The organism is Ruegeria sp. CF8 (genome assembly GCF_056537285.1).
The window spans coordinates 53612-67520 of the sequence record NZ_JBQFRG010000003.1 but is presented as its reverse complement, the minus strand read 5'-3'; the positions used below and the strand labels follow the sequence as shown (position 1 = coordinate 67520).

Here is a 13909-nt window from a genome sequence, read left to right as displayed (position 1 = left end):
CGATGACAGGCAGGAATGAACAAACTCTGAATGTGCCCTGAAAAAGGGAATAACGTCAGACATGTCAGGGATTAATGCAGGTTTCTGTTGCCAGGTACCTGCGAACCCCGCCTTACGCGGCTAGGCGCAAGGGCTTAGATTTCGGTCTTGTTACTGCTTACGCAGCAACTGCAACCGGAGCACGATTGTCGTTTGCAATTGTACTAGTTTCGCCGATAACGGTGGCAGACAGCCGAGACAAAGCTAACCCCTTTAGACGTTCGTCGATCCTGTTTCGGCCCCAAAATCCCCAAACGAAGGATGGTTGGTGGAGCCGCCGGGTACCGCCCCCGGGTCCGATCCGCTTATTACGAGCGCGTTTATGTCCATAGTCCCGAAGGACAATTCATATATAGGTGAGGTGTTGGGTAGATGCAAACTCAGATTACATCTCAATCAACTCAATGGTCCCAGTTGGTTAGGTCGTTTTGTTAAAGTTTGCTGCAATCAGCCAAACGGCCAGAACCAGTTCGATTCCCCCAAAGATCATCGCCTTGGCGAACGGAGGATTGTCCAGCACGACCGATACAAATCGGCCTAACGCTGCCCCGGAATAGACGACGCCCAGCATGACATAGGCCATTGGATTGTTCAGCCAGATAACGGCGATTCCGGTGACGACAAACAGTCCCCCGACCGAGGCGCGCATCTCAGACAAGCCCATCGTGCTGTTGGTCGGGGCCAGATCAAGGGCCGAGGCAGTGTGGGCCGGGGCCAGAAACCCAAATGCGCCGAACCCGATGGTCAACAACGCAGCAATCACGTTCAGAGTTGTGACCATTCCGGCCCCCTTATGGTTCAGGCCGCGTAGGCGGCGTCAAAGAAATCACGTTCCAGTTCGACTGCGCGATGGAACAATCGCGTGACCTCGGCCTGTTCAGCCGCATCCAGCGTCGGCCAAACCTTATCCAGCTGTCCACGCAGATATTCGACCACGCTTTCAAACCCTTCGCCCGCATGTAGCGTGATCCATTCGGCAAACCAGAAGGGCAGGTCGTCTTTGGGCGGGTTTTCCGGGTTGGCCCAGCTCAGATAGACCCATTCGGCCACAACCAGCACGGCCAGCATGTTCTGATAACGGCCCGAGGCCACGGCCTCGGCCATCAGGTCCTGAAACGCCCGTGTGGCGGGGGCGGGTTCTGTGCTGGGTTTTGTGCCCAAAGCCTCCATCGCGCGCAGGAAATAGGTGTTCTCGGGGCCTGTGATCACCGCGAGAAACTGCGCGGCTGGTACGCTGTCTGCGAGGGTCGGAGCGTGCGCGATGGCACTGGCAAGCAAGCGCACAAATCCGTCCACGAACTGATAATCCTGCTGAAGGTACCAGCGCATTTTGTCCTCGGGCAGGGTGCCGTCGGACAACTCACGCGTAAAGGCGTGGGAGATGGCGGCTTGCCAGTCATCACTTCTGCCCAGACGCAGCATTTCGGTCGGGCGGGTATGGTCCTGCATTCGGAAACTCCGTTTTTTGTCTTGCCGCAGACAAAGCGCGTTTCAAATCAAAGTACAAGATCAACCCAGCGCGGACCAAAGACCAAGGCCGCCAACCAATATCAGGCTAAGTGCCCAGATCAGCTCAAGATTGAACCAACTGCGCGACAGAACCTGCAGGCCCAGCCAGCGATAGACAGCAAAGGCCAGCAGACCTCCGCCCAGAACCATGGCGGCTGTGTGCAGCGCGGCGACGCCCAGAACCAGCAGGGTGTTTGTTGTCATGATCTGGGAAATCGCTTGATGGCCGGCGTCCAGTTCATCCACGGCACACAGCCCCAGATAGATCGGAACCAGCATCAGGGCAGCGCCGTGGGCCAGGGCCACGAGCAAGGACCAAAGAGCCAGTTTACTAGGAGGAATCCGTGACAGAAAACGGGGGTGACGCCGGGTGATTGCGATGAACAGCCCCATCGCGATGACAGTCAGCGCGGCACCAATTCGGATTTCCTTTTGATAGTCGACCAGAACGGCCATCAGGGCGAAAGGCAGCAAGACCCCAAGCATGGCCACAAAATGCCCGCCTGCCAAAGCTGCCAGTGCTTGCCAAAGCGCGGATTGGCGCTGCTCCATCAAAGCGGAAGAGACTGCCAGCGGCCAGCCCATGCCAGGGTTCAGGCCGTGATAGGCGCCGCTGAGAACAACGGCCAGCCAGAGGCCAGCCGTTGATGTCATCAAAACGTCCAACTCAGACCGAGGGGTAGCAGAAGCTGTCGGTTGAACAGTCTCCGCCCTCTAACCGGATCTGGTGGCTGCGGTAGCCGTCGGGGAACGAGACCCAGAAATTCGGATCCAACGTCAGGCCACCGTTCTCTCCAACATCAGCCTTGACCATCGCAGCACCGCCTTCGCCGGGATAGAACTGATCGTCCCAAGTGGAATAAAGCGAATTTGTCCAATAGACGCGTTTGCCGTCCCGACTGATCTCGACCATTTGCGGGCCGTACCCAAAGCTCTGGCCATTTGGATGCTTGGTTTTCTTAACGATCCCCCCGATTTCAACCATACCCGCCAGCTTGGGGTTCATTGGGTCGGACACATCGTATTGGTGCATCTCACCGGTGCCCCAGCACGAGACGTAGAGGTACTTGTCATCAAGGCTCAGGTCGATGTCAGTGACCAGCGGCGGCACCGCCGAAAACCCTTTGAGCAGATCTGGCAGATCATCCGGATCAGCAGGTTGCGGATCGATGGTGATGGTTTTCTTGGCTTCGAATGTGCCGTCATCATTGCGCCACCAGGTGAAGATCGCACCTTGCAGGTTGGTGGTATCTACAACAACCCCACAGAACCCGTACTGCTTGACCGGGTCATGGGCCGGGCGGATTTCCAGTGCCATCTGGTGGTTTTCACCCAGATCGATGGTCTGGATATTGGTCCGATTGCGCAGGTTCCAGAAATGAATGCGATGACCATACTTGTTCGAAAGCAGATCTTCGGCCACCAGCCCGTTTTCGAATTGCGGGGGCAGACCCCATTCAGAACTGACCATGTAATCGCGCGGCAGGTTCCACCAGAAATCATAATGCTTGTCCTGCACGCCGCGTTCGATTTCATAGCGACCGATGATCTCAAAGCTTTCACAATCCATGATGAAAATGCCCGGAGGACCGTCAGTACCATCCGTACCGCCACCACCAAGCGTGCTGACATAGATTCCTTCGGGCCCGCAATGGATCGTGTGTGGGCGGGAATATCCCGTTTTTGCAAAGACTTCTTCGGGTTCGATGATCTTGTGAATCTTCGCCTCAAGTGGGTTTTTGACGTCGATAACGTAAATTCGGCTGGATCGAATTCCGGGGATGATCAGATAGCGCCGCTCCAGAAAGGCATGGCCGGTCAGCGGTGACAGGGCGGACGAACAGGCATTCCATCCGAAATGGTGAAACTCATCGCCTTTCTCAGGCATGATCACCTGATGAACTATTTTTCCGAAATCGTCGGATGTTGGATCAACATTCACAACCGCCAGCCCGTCTGGTTGCGAAAAATCCGGGCTTAGCATCAAGGTGAAAGCAAGCGTTTCGGTGGGCCCCTCCATCGCGAGCTTGGCGGATGGGTAAAAGGTTGGGTCCGGTCTAGTGTTCATAACGTCCTCCCGTAAGTCATTGATCTTCAATTCGTATTGAGAGTTCCGGTCTTGACGCCGGATGACATTCTGCCTGCTCGTCTTCCTTTCTTTGCCTGAGCGCGTGTTGGGCGCTTAAGCTGGTTTGCGTTTACGCTCGGCCACGTCCTGCGCCAATTGGCGGGTGTAGTGTTCCAGATCATTCAGCGCGGCGTCCACGGTTTCGGCGTCCTGCGCTTCAAGCGCGTCAACTATTCTGCTGTGCAACGCTATGATTTCCTCACGAGATCGCGCGGTGAACGTGATCATGTTCATCAGAGGTTGCATTGCCTCGACCGCCCCCGCCAATTGATATGACAGGACCGGGTTTCCAGCCCCATCCACCAAAGCGCGGTGGAAGGTCACATCAGATGCACAAAATGCTTCGTCTGTCAGACCCGGTTGAGATTGACGAAATATCTCGGCCCGCATGGTGGCCAATTGATCTGCTGTCCGTCGCTGCGCGGACAAAGGCGCACAGGCCCTCTCCAAAGCATAGCGTGCCTCGCAAGCGGTATCAAAGCTGACGGCATTCATCGACAGCAGCAGGGTCGAGGTCGTGACCTGTTGGGAATAGGCGTCCTCAAAACTCAGCCGGTTCACAAATGCGCCGCCCGATGCGCCGCGCTGTGTGCGGATCAGGGATTGCGCCGCCAACCGCTTTAACGCTTCACGCACAGTAGGGCGCGAGACCTGGAATTGATCGGACAGCTCGGCCTCAGATGGCAAGCGGGCATCCACGATCAACTCCCCTGATACAATCGCATCCCGAATGGCTTGAGCGATCTGAGCGGACAGGTCAGCGGGTTTCCGGGGCGCGACTTTCATCTTCAGAAGGACCTTGGGTAAATTTTTATTTGTCTGACATTTAAAAGTCTGACATTTGAAAAGCAAGGGAGTTGAGTCGGGAGGCCGAAGTGAGTCGCACGTGGCTGCGCAGCGGAATGTGGCTGGGCTTTTATGTTCTGATCCTGTGGGCGTGGTGGGTCATGTTCTCGATGAGCCGGGACATGGACCTTGATCTGATCGGTCGCCCCGGACCCATGGGGCAGGCCATGGCGGCCATGGATCCGCGCATGGACATGTATATGCCCATGGCCGAGTTCGGCCCGCTGTTTTCAATGTGGGCGATCATGATGGCGGCGATGATGCTGCCGACGCTTGTACCAACCCTGCGCTGCTATGATGACCTGATCCACAGTGCAAATGGCAGCCGTGCGGGTTGGTTGGGTGTTCTGGCGGGGTATTCGATCGTGTGGGTTGGATTTGCGGCTCTGATCACTGGGATTCAACTGGTTTTGCTGTTTGGCGGTGTGGTCGATATGCTGGGTATCGCCAAGTCCGGCTGGGTTGCAGGCGGATTGATGATCGCAGTGGGCGCCTTTCAGTTCACACGTGCGAAAGAGGTCTGCCACGGCGTTTGCCATGCCCCGATGAACTATTTTCTGGGCCATTGGAAAACCGGTTTCGCAGGCGGTGTTCGCATGGGTTTGGGTCTTGGCGCGTTTTGCGTCGGCTGCTGCTGGGGGTTTATGGCGCTTGGATTTGTGGGCGGGGTCATGAGCTTGTTGTGGATGGGGCTGGCGACACTGTTCATGGTTTTGGAGAAACTCCCCCAAATCGGGCACGCGATAACGCGGCCCATGGGGTTTGCATTGATTGCGGGTGGTCTGGTTCTGCTCGTCTATCCAATTAGCTACGGAGGTTAAGCCAATGGCAAAAAACAGAAAACCAGAAGCCGACCGGCTACCTATCAGCCAACGGATCGACAGCCGGATGCCCAACCCGAAAAGGCGGCAGATGTCGCCCACTGATTGGGAGCTGAAGGGCGAGTTGTTCATGAATTGCTCCTGCACAGTTTTTTGCCCTTGTGTCGTTTCTCTGGGCAAGCATCCGCCGACAAATGGGTACTGCCAAACCTGGTTTGGTATCGACATTGAAAGTGGACATTTTGAAGGTGAACCGCTTGATGGACTCACTGCCGCTCTGTTGGTCGATATTCCTGGTCGAATGGCTGAAGGTGGATGGAAAGTTGCGGTCTATGTCGATGAAAGCGCAACACAAAAAGCCTATGATGGCATGCTTAAAATCTTTAGTGGCGCTGCCGGAGGTACCACAGGCGTATTCCACTACCTTGTATCTGAAATTATCGGCGCCGAACGCGAACGTGTTGTTATCGAAAAGGATGGGCCTCGCCGAAAGATTACAGTCGGTCGCAAGATCCAGGGTGAAATTGAGTTGATACCAGGCGCTTCACCCGGAGAACCAGTTAAAGTAACAAATTCGAAATACTGGATGGGACCGGAAGTCTGGGTCGCAAAAGGTCTGCGCTCGAAGGTACGAGACTACGGAAGAGTCTGGGACTTTGACGGTAACTCTGCCGATATTACACCGATCAACTGGCATGGACCCAAGTAATGATCACCGGTGCATATGCGCGTGAGATGGCGCAATACAATCATTGGCAAAACAAGCAGTTGGCGGAGTTTCTGCAAGCATTGACTCATGAGGAACTGGTCCTAGAACGCGGAGCGTTTTTCGGTTCGATCCTGGGAACAGCCAACCACTTGCTCTGGGGGGACTGGATCTGGATGTCTCGCTTTGAAAAGGCAGATGGACCGGAAAGCAACATTCATCGAACGGGCGGTGGTATTCATGAAAGTGTGTATCTGTGCCCCGACCTGTCCGCATGGCTGCCCCTGCGAGAAAAGATTGACGCGCGCATCATCCGTTGGGCTGACAGCTTGGGGGACGAACCTCTGACGGGTCCGTTCACGTGGTATTCAGCCGCGAAAGAGGCTGACATTACTTTGCCTTATGCGCGCTGCGTCATCCACATGTTCAATCATCAAACCCACCACCGGGGACAAGTGCACAAGATGCTGACTGAGGCGGGATCTGAAGCGCCGGTCAGTGATCTTGTCTTCATGCCGCAGGAGGATTGAATGCCGCAAATTTCTCCTTCTCGCCGTCTGAGGCGCACGCCATTCTCGGATGGGGTCGAAGCTGCTGGGGTTAAAGGATATACGGTATATAACCGTATGTTATTGCCTACTGTTTTCGAAAGCGTTGAAGCAGACTACCGGCATTTGAAAACCCATGTACAGGTGTGGGATGTGGCTTGTGAACGGCAGGTCGAATTGCGCGGGCCGGACGCTGCTCGGCTGATGCAGATGCTCACCCCGCGCGATTTGCGTGGGATGTTGCCGGGACAGTGTTTCTATGTGCCGATCGTAGATGAGACCGGTGGAATGCTGAATGATCCGGTGGCCGTGAAACTGTCTGAAGATCGTTGGTGGATTTCGATTGCTGACAGTGACCTGTTGCTATGGGTCAAAGGGATCGCCGTCGGATACCGTTTGGATGTGTTGGTTGACGAACCGGATGTATCTCCGCTTGCGGTTCAAGGCCCCAAGGCAGACGATCTTATGGCGCGCGTGTTTGGCGACCGCGTGCGGGACATCCGGTTCTTCAGGTTCGATATGTTCGAGTTTGAGGGGCGCGATCTGGCGATTGCGCGTTCGGGCTATTCAAAACAGGGCGGGTTTGAAATCTATGTTGAGGGTAGCGAGATCGGAATGCCCCTTTGGAACGCTTTGTTTGCGGCAGGCGAAGACCTGCAGGTGCGCGCTGGCTGTCCGAACCTGATCGAGCGGATCGAGGGCGGTTTGTTGTCTTATGGCAATGACATGACTGACGATAACACGCCGCACGAATGCGGGCTGGGCAAGTTCTGCAACACGAACACCGCAATCGGTTGCATTGGGCGCGACGCGTTGCTGCGCGTGGCTAAAGAGGGACCCATTCAACAAATTCGACCCATCGCGATTGCGGGTAAACCTGTTCCCGGTTGTGATCGACCCTGGGGGCTTTACGCGGACGGAAAGTGGGTCGGGCAGGTAACCTCGGCCGCCTGGTCCCCGGATTTCAAGACCAATGTGGCTATTGGAATGGTGCGGTTGAGCCATTGGGATGCGGGAACGGAACTGGATATTGAGGTACCTGACGGGATGCGTCGCGCAACTGTGCAATCGCATTTCTGGATTTAACACGAGGGTTGGGGGCGCTGCGCCCCCGTCGCTGCGCGACTCCCCCGAGGTATTTTAGGCCAGGTGAAGGACTGGTCTGGTCACGGAAACACGAAAGGATTTGAGAATGTTCAATGCGTTGGTGATGGACAAGGACGAAGAAAGCGGCTTGGCGAGTGCATCGGTCAAGCAGCTTTCAGTGGATGATCTTCCGCATGGTGAAGTGACCGTGGCGGTGGAGTATTCAACCGTGAACTATAAGGACGGTCTGTGCCTGTCGCCCAAGGGGGGCGGGCTGGTGCGGGCGTATCCCCATGTGCCGGGAATCGATTACGCCGGCACGGTCGAAGCGTCGTCAGATGAACGCTACAAACCCGGTGACAAGGTCGTTCTGACCGGTTGGCGCGTGGGTGAGGCGCATTGGGGCGGCTATTCCCAGAAAGCCAACGCGCGGGCGGACTGGCTGGTGCCGCTACCTGACGGGTTGGATGCGCGGCAGGCCATGGCTGTGGGCACCGCTGGTTTTACGGCCATGCTTGCGGTGATGGCGTTGGAAGATCATGGGCTGACCCCGGATCGGGGGCCGGTTTTGGTGACGGGCGCTGCAGGTGGCGTTGGATCGGTGGCCACAGCCATTCTGGGCCAGCTGGGTTATGAGGTGGCTGCTGTGACCGGGCGCCCCGAAACCGGTGACTATTTGAAATCGCTTGGCGCGACAACGATTGTGCCCCGCGAAGAGTTGAATGAGACCACCAAGCGCCCGTTGGAAAGTGAAACCTGGGCTGGCTGTGTAGACGCGGTGGGCGGAGATATGTTGGCGCGTGTTCTGGGGCAGATGAAGTATGGCTGTTCAGTTGCTGCCGTTGGTTTGGCCGGCGGCGCGGCCCTGCCAGCGACTGTGATTCCATTCCTGTTGCGCGGCGTGAACCTGTTGGGCATCGACAGCGTGATGCAGCCTTACGACAACCGACTGCGCGCGTGGCAGCGGATCGCGACCGATCTGCCGATGGACAAGCTGGAGGCGATGGTTCAACCAGCCGCTTTGTCGGATCTGCCGCAGCTTGGCGCGGATATTCTGAAGGGTCAGGTCAAAGGCCGCGTTGTTGTTGATGTGAACGCCTGAAGCTGACGCGTACTGTATCCTCGGGCGGGTGTGCCTGGCCGGGGACCGGAGCGGAGTTGGTACAAAATGGTCGCAACACCTCTGGCCATTGATACAATTCCCGACCATGATTGCTATACATCCCAATTGCGATGGCGTAAGACCCATCCAAAGAGTACCTGAAAACGGGGAGTGAGCAGCATGTCTGACGACTTCGAACTGGACACCGATGATCTCAAGCGCCGCATGGATGGCGCCATGGCCAATCTGAAAACTGAATTTGCCTCGTTACGTACGGGCCGGGCTTCGGCGTCTATGCTTGAGCCTGTTATGGTTGACGCCTATGGCTCCCTGACTCCGATCAACCAGGTGGGGACGGTGAACGTGCCCGAGCCGCGGATGGTGACTGTAAATGTCTGGGATAAGTCACTGGTTGGTAAGGTGGAAAAGGCCATTCGTGAAAGCGGACTTGGCATCAATCCTCAATTGAATGGCACCATCATCATGTTGCCGATACCGGAACTCAACGAAGAACGTCGGCGTGAGCTTGGCAAGGTCGCCGGACAATATGCGGAAAGTGCTCGGGTTTCGATCCGCAATGTGCGCCGCGACGGTATGGACCAGATCAAGAAGGCCAAGGCCGATGGGATGTCGGAAGATGACCAGAAACTTTGGGAAAGCGAAGTTCAGGATTTGACCGATGAAATGATCAAGGCCGTCGACACTGCGCTTGAGACCAAGCAATCTGAAATCATGCAGGTCTGAGCTGGTCTGATGCCCAAAGATCCCCAAACCGATCCGGTTTCCGGCCCGCGCCACGTGGCTATCATCATGGATGGCAACGGTCGCTGGGCACAGGCGCGCGGCCGTCCCAGACTGTTTGGTCACCATGCAGGGGCACGGCGTGTCCGTGAGGTTGTAGAGGCTTGTCCGGGGTTGGGGATCAAGTATCTCACAGTGTTTGCGTTTTCGACCGAGAATTGGAAGCGTACGCAGGTTGAGGTCGCCGGGCTGATGAGCTTGTTCCGTCGTTACATCATCAAGGAAACCCGGACACTTGCTGACAACGGAATTCGCGTTCGGTTCATTGGTGATCGGGTTCGCCTGGATTCAAAACTGACCGAGTTGATGGATTCTCTGGAACAGGAAACGAAGGATAACGACCTCGTTCATTTGACCGTGGCATTGAATTACGGTGGCCGGGACGAGGTGGCCCGCGCCACAAAACGGTTAGCGCGTGATGTTGCCGAAGGCCGTTTAAAGCCCGAAGAGGTGGATGAAGAAACGCTACCTAAGTATCTGGATACGCGGGTTCTTCCGGACCCCGACCTTGTTATTCGCACCAGTGGCGAAGCACGGATATCCAACTTTCTTTTGTGGCAATCGGCGTATTCGGAATACGAATTCATTGATACGCTTTGGCCGGATTTCACAGCTGCCGAATTGGAAACCTTGTGTCGCAACTTCGGCTCCAGAGAACGCCGGTTTGGAGCGGTGCTGGCATGAGCGAAGGCCGATGGTCTGACCTGACAGCACGGGTTCTTTCTGCTGCGGTTCTGGTCTTGATTGGCGCGGTCGAGGTGTGGCTGGGCGGTATCTGGTTTGAAACTTTCATCGCGGTGGCCTGCGGTCTGATGACCTGGGAACTGGTTCGGATGATTGAGCCGAACAAACAGAGCACGGGTATTCAGTTGGGTATCCTGACAAGCGTTGCGGTTTTGCTCAGTTACCACGTACCACCGCTGTACACATTGCCAGTTGTTGTCGCGCCTGCATTGGTGGGTATGGGGCAGGTGAGCCAGTCAAAAATTCTGTACGGGCTTTTTGCAGTTTGGATCGTTGGTGCTGGGTTGGGTTTTATTTCGATCCGCGAAAACTTTGGCTTTGGCTGGATGGTGTGGCTAATCGCAGTGGTCGTGGCCACAGATGTCGCCGGATATTTTGTTGGCAAAACAATTGGTGGTCCGAAGTTCTGGCCCAAGGTCAGCCCGAAGAAAACGTGGTCGGGAACGGCAGGTGGATGGGCTGCGGCGGCCTGTGTCGGAATCGCCTTTGCGACCCATGCAGGATTTGGATTCGCTTTTGTCGTTGTTTCGGTATTGGCTTCAATGGCAAGTCAAATCGGTGATATTATCGAAAGCGCGGTCAAACGTAAGTTTGGTGTCAAAGACAGTTCAAATCTGATCCCGGGCCACGGTGGTTTTCTGGATCGCTTCGACGGCATGATGGGTGCTGCGTTGTTTGTTCTGATCGCAGGGCTGTTTTACGCGCCAGGTGGGATGTAATGCGCAAAGTAACTGTTCTGGGGGCCACAGGATCGATTGGGCAAAATACGATTGATCTGATCGCCCGCGCGCCAGACGACTACGACGTCGTGGCTCTGACCGGTGGTGCGAATATCCAGCAATTGGCCGACGATGCGCGCCGCCTTGGGGCCGATCTGGCTGTGACAGCGCATGACGATAAGTTTGACGACCTGCGCAGTGCACTTGCAGGTAGCAGCGTGGAAGTGGCGGCTGGATCGCGTGCCATTGCCGAGGCTGCAGCACGCCCAGCGGACTGGGTTATGTCAGCCATTGTCGGTTCAGCGGGCCTTGCGCCGGGGATTGAAGCGCTCAAACAAGGGGCGACGCTGGCGCTTGCCAACAAAGAGACGCTGGTCTGTGCCGGAGCTCTGGTGTTGGAAACCGCCAAGGCTAACGGCGCACGGTTGCTGCCCGTCGACAGTGAGCATTCGGCCGTGTTTCAGGCCCTGGTCGGTGAAGACATCGACGCTGTCGAGCGCGTGATCATTACGGCAAGCGGAGGTGCCTTTCGGGACTGGCCGCTGGAAGACCTGGCCAATGCAACGGTTGAACAGGCGTCCAGCCACCCGAATTGGGACATGGGTCAACGCATTACAATCGACAGTGCGTCTATGTTCAACAAGGCGTTGGAAGTCATAGAAACTAAAGAATACTTTTCGGTCTCTCCAACCCAGATCGAAGTTGTGGTGCACCCGGAATCCATCGTGCACGCGATGGTTGGATACCGGGATGGGGCGGTGATTGCCCATTTGGGCGCACCGGACATGCGTCACGCCATTGGTTATGCCTTGCATTGGCCTCAGCGCCGCAACCTTCCTGTGGAACGGCTTGACCTTACGAAACTGGGCCAACTGAACTTCAAGTCGCCGGACCTGACACGCTATCCCGCATTGAAACTGGCTTGGGATGTCATGGATCGCGGTGGTTTGGCGGGCTCGGTATTCAATGCGGCAAAGGAACGGGCGCTGGATCATTTCATTGCACGCCATATCTCATTTACGGATATGGCAGATGCTGTGGCCGCTGTTCTGGACCGTTTTGACACAGCAGACGGCCTTATTGATGCCCCGATGACCCTTGATAACGTGCAGCAAACGGACCATTTGGCACGTCAATGGGTCGATGACACCGTGGTCGAACGAGCAGGATAAAACTTTGGACGTACTTTCGCTGATCCCTCAATTTGGCAATCTTCTTTGGACGATTGTAGCGTTTGTCATCGCCTTGTCGGTCATCGTGGCCGTGCATGAATACGGCCACTATATCGTGGGTCGCTGGTCGGGCATCCATGCTGAGGTATTCTCGATCGGGTTCGGCCCGGTCCTGTGGAGCCGCGTCGACAAGCGGGGCACCCGGTGGCAGATCGCGCTCTTGCCCTTTGGGGGGTACGTGAAATTCCTGGGCGACGCTAATGCCGCGTCGGGCAAGGATGAAGAGGCGATGGACGAAATCGCCACCCAAAGCCCGGAAGAGCTGCGTCGCACTATGCACGGGGCCCCGTTGTGGGCGCGGGCTGCAACGGTAGCGGCAGGTCCAGTTTTTAACTTCGCAATGTCCATTCTGGTCTTTGGAATGATCTTTTGGTCTCAGGGTGTGTCGCGTGAGCCTTTGACTGTGGCCTCGTTGCAGCCTTTGCCAGGGACGGTACAGGAACTGCGGGAAGGCGATGTGATCACCGCAATCGCTGGAATACCGACGCCGGACTACGACGAAGAGGGGGCCTGGCAGGATTTCATCGATGCGTTGCCGGTGCAACCGGTTCTGGATTACACCGTGATCCGCGATGGCGAGACACTGGACGTTCAAGCGCCTTGGATGTTCCCACCGTTGATCCGTCAGGTTGCCCCGCGCAGTGCGGCTATGGACATTCAGTTAGAGCAAGGTGATGTGATCACCGCCGTGAACGGCGAACCGATCTTTGCCTTCGATCAACTGAAGGATTTTGTCGAAAGTTCGGACGGTCGCGTCCTGCTGTTGAATGTATGGCGGGATGGATCTGATCTTGAATTCGCGCTTGCCCCACGCCGAACAGATGAACCGAAGCCGGAAGGAGGGTTTGTCACACATTGGCGGATCGGGATCATCGGCGGCATGATGTTGGAACCTGCCACTGAGCCCGCCGGTTTCGTGGATTCACTGCGTGGTGGCGTGATACAAACCGGCCGTATCATCGAAGGGTCTCTGTCCGGCATGTGGCACATGATTACGGGTGCGATCAGCACCTGCAACATTTCCGGGCCAATCGGGATTGCTGAAACCTCGGGTGCGATGGCCAGCCAGGGGGCGCAGAACTTCATCTTCTTTATCGCGGTTCTGTCGACGGCTGTCGGATTGTTGAACCTATTTCCGATCCCGGCCTTGGATGGCGGTCATCTGGTGTTTTACGCCTATGAAGCGGTCGCCGGAAAGCCACCCAGTGACGGAGCGCTGAGGATTCTCATGGGGTTGGGGATCACAATTATCCTGACGCTTATGCTGTTCTCGGTCAGCAACGACCTGTTCTGCTGAATGTGGCGATTGGTGCAAGTTTAGGCCGCATTCCTGCCTCAATTCATGGCTATACTTTTTGCGTCGAAAGGGTATTGCCATGACCAAAGCGCTCAAAAAATCGTACCAGGGGTTCAGCTTTCTTTTCATGCTGAACCGTGACGTATTGTTGAGCTTTGCTATGACAGCGCTGGCGTTGACTGGCGCAATGTATCTGGCCGGGGTTTATCTGGCCGGATTCTGATTCTCACCGAAATGCAGAAAGCTTACTGTGCGGCGTCGCGCTGCAATGCTTCTATTTCGCCTTTTGACAAGCTCATTCAATCTCGTTACTCAGCATTAAAGTCTTAAA

Annotated in this window: 16 protein-coding genes and 1 other RNA gene; 11 read left to right on the top strand and 6 right to left on the bottom strand. The window is 56.0% G+C overall.

Annotation, left to right across the window (positions count from 1 at the left end; genetic code table 11):
* Positions 1 to 73 precede the first annotated feature (73 nt).
* The 6 genes from ssrA to ACR0EV_RS08160 all read right to left on the bottom strand — a co-directional run bounded on the left by ssrA (position 74) and on the right by ACR0EV_RS08160 (position 4462).
* Positions 74 to 421: a transfer-messenger RNA gene (gene ssrA, locus ACR0EV_RS08185) on the bottom strand.
* A 36-nt stretch (positions 422 to 457) separates the two neighbouring features.
* Positions 458 to 820 carry a DUF4345 family protein gene (locus ACR0EV_RS08180; RefSeq protein ID WP_480799649.1) on the bottom strand — a complete coding sequence of 121 codons (363 nt, stop codon included), beginning with the start codon at positions 818 to 820 and terminating at the stop codon, positions 458 to 460.
* Between the two features lie 17 nt (positions 821 to 837).
* Entirely contained in the window at positions 838 to 1488 is a 651-nt protein-coding gene (locus tag ACR0EV_RS08175) for a TenA family protein (RefSeq protein WP_480799648.1), read from the bottom strand.
* Positions 1489 to 1548: 60 nt separating this feature from the next.
* The gene (locus ACR0EV_RS08170; RefSeq protein WP_480799647.1) at positions 1549 to 2202 is read right to left on the bottom strand and encodes a hypothetical protein; all 654 of its coding nucleotides are present in this window, start codon (positions 2200 to 2202) and stop codon (positions 1549 to 1551) included.
* Between the two features lie 13 nt (positions 2203 to 2215).
* Positions 2216 to 3616, bottom strand: a complete 1401-nt coding sequence (locus tag ACR0EV_RS08165) for a selenium-binding protein SBP56-related protein (RefSeq protein WP_480799646.1) — start codon at positions 3614 to 3616, stop codon at positions 2216 to 2218.
* Positions 3617 to 3730: 114 nt separating this feature from the next.
* Complete coding sequence (locus ACR0EV_RS08160; protein WP_480799645.1) at positions 3731 to 4462, bottom strand: FadR/GntR family transcriptional regulator; 732 nt, start codon at positions 4460 to 4462, stop codon at positions 3731 to 3733.
* A gap of 116 nt (positions 4463 to 4578) precedes the next feature.
* On the opposite strand from ACR0EV_RS08160, the gene ACR0EV_RS08155 reads away from it, so the two are divergent.
* The 11 genes from ACR0EV_RS08155 (at position 4579) to ACR0EV_RS08105 (ending at position 13801) form a co-directional block, all read left to right on the top strand.
* The gene (locus ACR0EV_RS08155) at positions 4579 to 5343 is read left to right on the top strand and encodes a DUF2182 domain-containing protein (protein WP_480799999.1); all 765 of its coding nucleotides are present in this window, start codon (positions 4579 to 4581) and stop codon (positions 5341 to 5343) included.
* Positions 5344 to 5347: 4 nt separating this feature from the next.
* Complete coding sequence (locus tag ACR0EV_RS08150) at positions 5348 to 6052, top strand: DUF1326 domain-containing protein (protein WP_480799644.1); 705 nt, start codon at positions 5348 to 5350, stop codon at positions 6050 to 6052.
* Positions 6052 to 6579 carry a DinB family protein gene (locus tag ACR0EV_RS08145; RefSeq protein ID WP_480799643.1) on the top strand — a complete coding sequence of 176 codons (528 nt, stop codon included), beginning with the start codon at positions 6052 to 6054 and terminating at the stop codon, positions 6577 to 6579. The genes ACR0EV_RS08150 and ACR0EV_RS08145 overlap by 1 nt, the downstream gene beginning before the upstream one ends.
* Positions 6580 to 7683 (top strand): dimethylsulfoniopropionate demethylase, encoded by a 1104-nt coding sequence (locus ACR0EV_RS08140; protein WP_480799642.1) that lies wholly within the window; start codon positions 6580 to 6582, stop codon positions 7681 to 7683.
* Between the two features lie 106 nt (positions 7684 to 7789).
* Positions 7790 to 8785 carry an acryloyl-CoA reductase gene (gene acuI / locus ACR0EV_RS08135; protein WP_480799641.1) on the top strand — a complete coding sequence of 332 codons (996 nt, stop codon included), beginning with the start codon at positions 7790 to 7792 and terminating at the stop codon, positions 8783 to 8785.
* A 180-nt stretch (positions 8786 to 8965) separates the two neighbouring features.
* Positions 8966 to 9529 (top strand): ribosome recycling factor, encoded by a 564-nt coding sequence (gene frr, locus ACR0EV_RS08130; RefSeq protein WP_480799640.1) that lies wholly within the window; start codon positions 8966 to 8968, stop codon positions 9527 to 9529.
* 9 nt (positions 9530 to 9538) lie between these two features.
* Positions 9539 to 10270: an isoprenyl transferase gene (locus ACR0EV_RS08125; RefSeq protein WP_480799639.1), complete on the top strand. Its 732-nt coding sequence runs from the start codon at positions 9539 to 9541 to the stop codon at positions 10268 to 10270.
* A complete protein-coding gene (locus tag ACR0EV_RS08120) occupies positions 10267 to 11049 on the top strand; it encodes a phosphatidate cytidylyltransferase (protein WP_480799638.1) in 783 nt (260 codons plus the stop codon). The genes ACR0EV_RS08125 and ACR0EV_RS08120 overlap by 4 nt, the downstream gene beginning before the upstream one ends.
* Positions 11049 to 12221: a 1-deoxy-D-xylulose-5-phosphate reductoisomerase gene (gene dxr, locus ACR0EV_RS08115; protein ID WP_480799637.1), complete on the top strand. Its 1173-nt coding sequence runs from the start codon at positions 11049 to 11051 to the stop codon at positions 12219 to 12221. Before ACR0EV_RS08120 ends, dxr begins: the two co-directional genes overlap by 1 nt.
* A gap of 4 nt (positions 12222 to 12225) precedes the next feature.
* Entirely contained in the window at positions 12226 to 13578 is a 1353-nt protein-coding gene (gene rseP, locus ACR0EV_RS08110) for an RIP metalloprotease RseP (RefSeq protein ID WP_480799636.1), read from the top strand.
* Positions 13579 to 13657: 79 nt separating this feature from the next.
* Positions 13658 to 13801, top strand: coding sequence for a hypothetical protein (locus ACR0EV_RS08105; protein ID WP_171090153.1), 144 nt, complete (start codon positions 13658 to 13660; stop codon positions 13799 to 13801).
* The last annotated feature ends 108 nt before the right edge of the window (positions 13802 to 13909 follow it).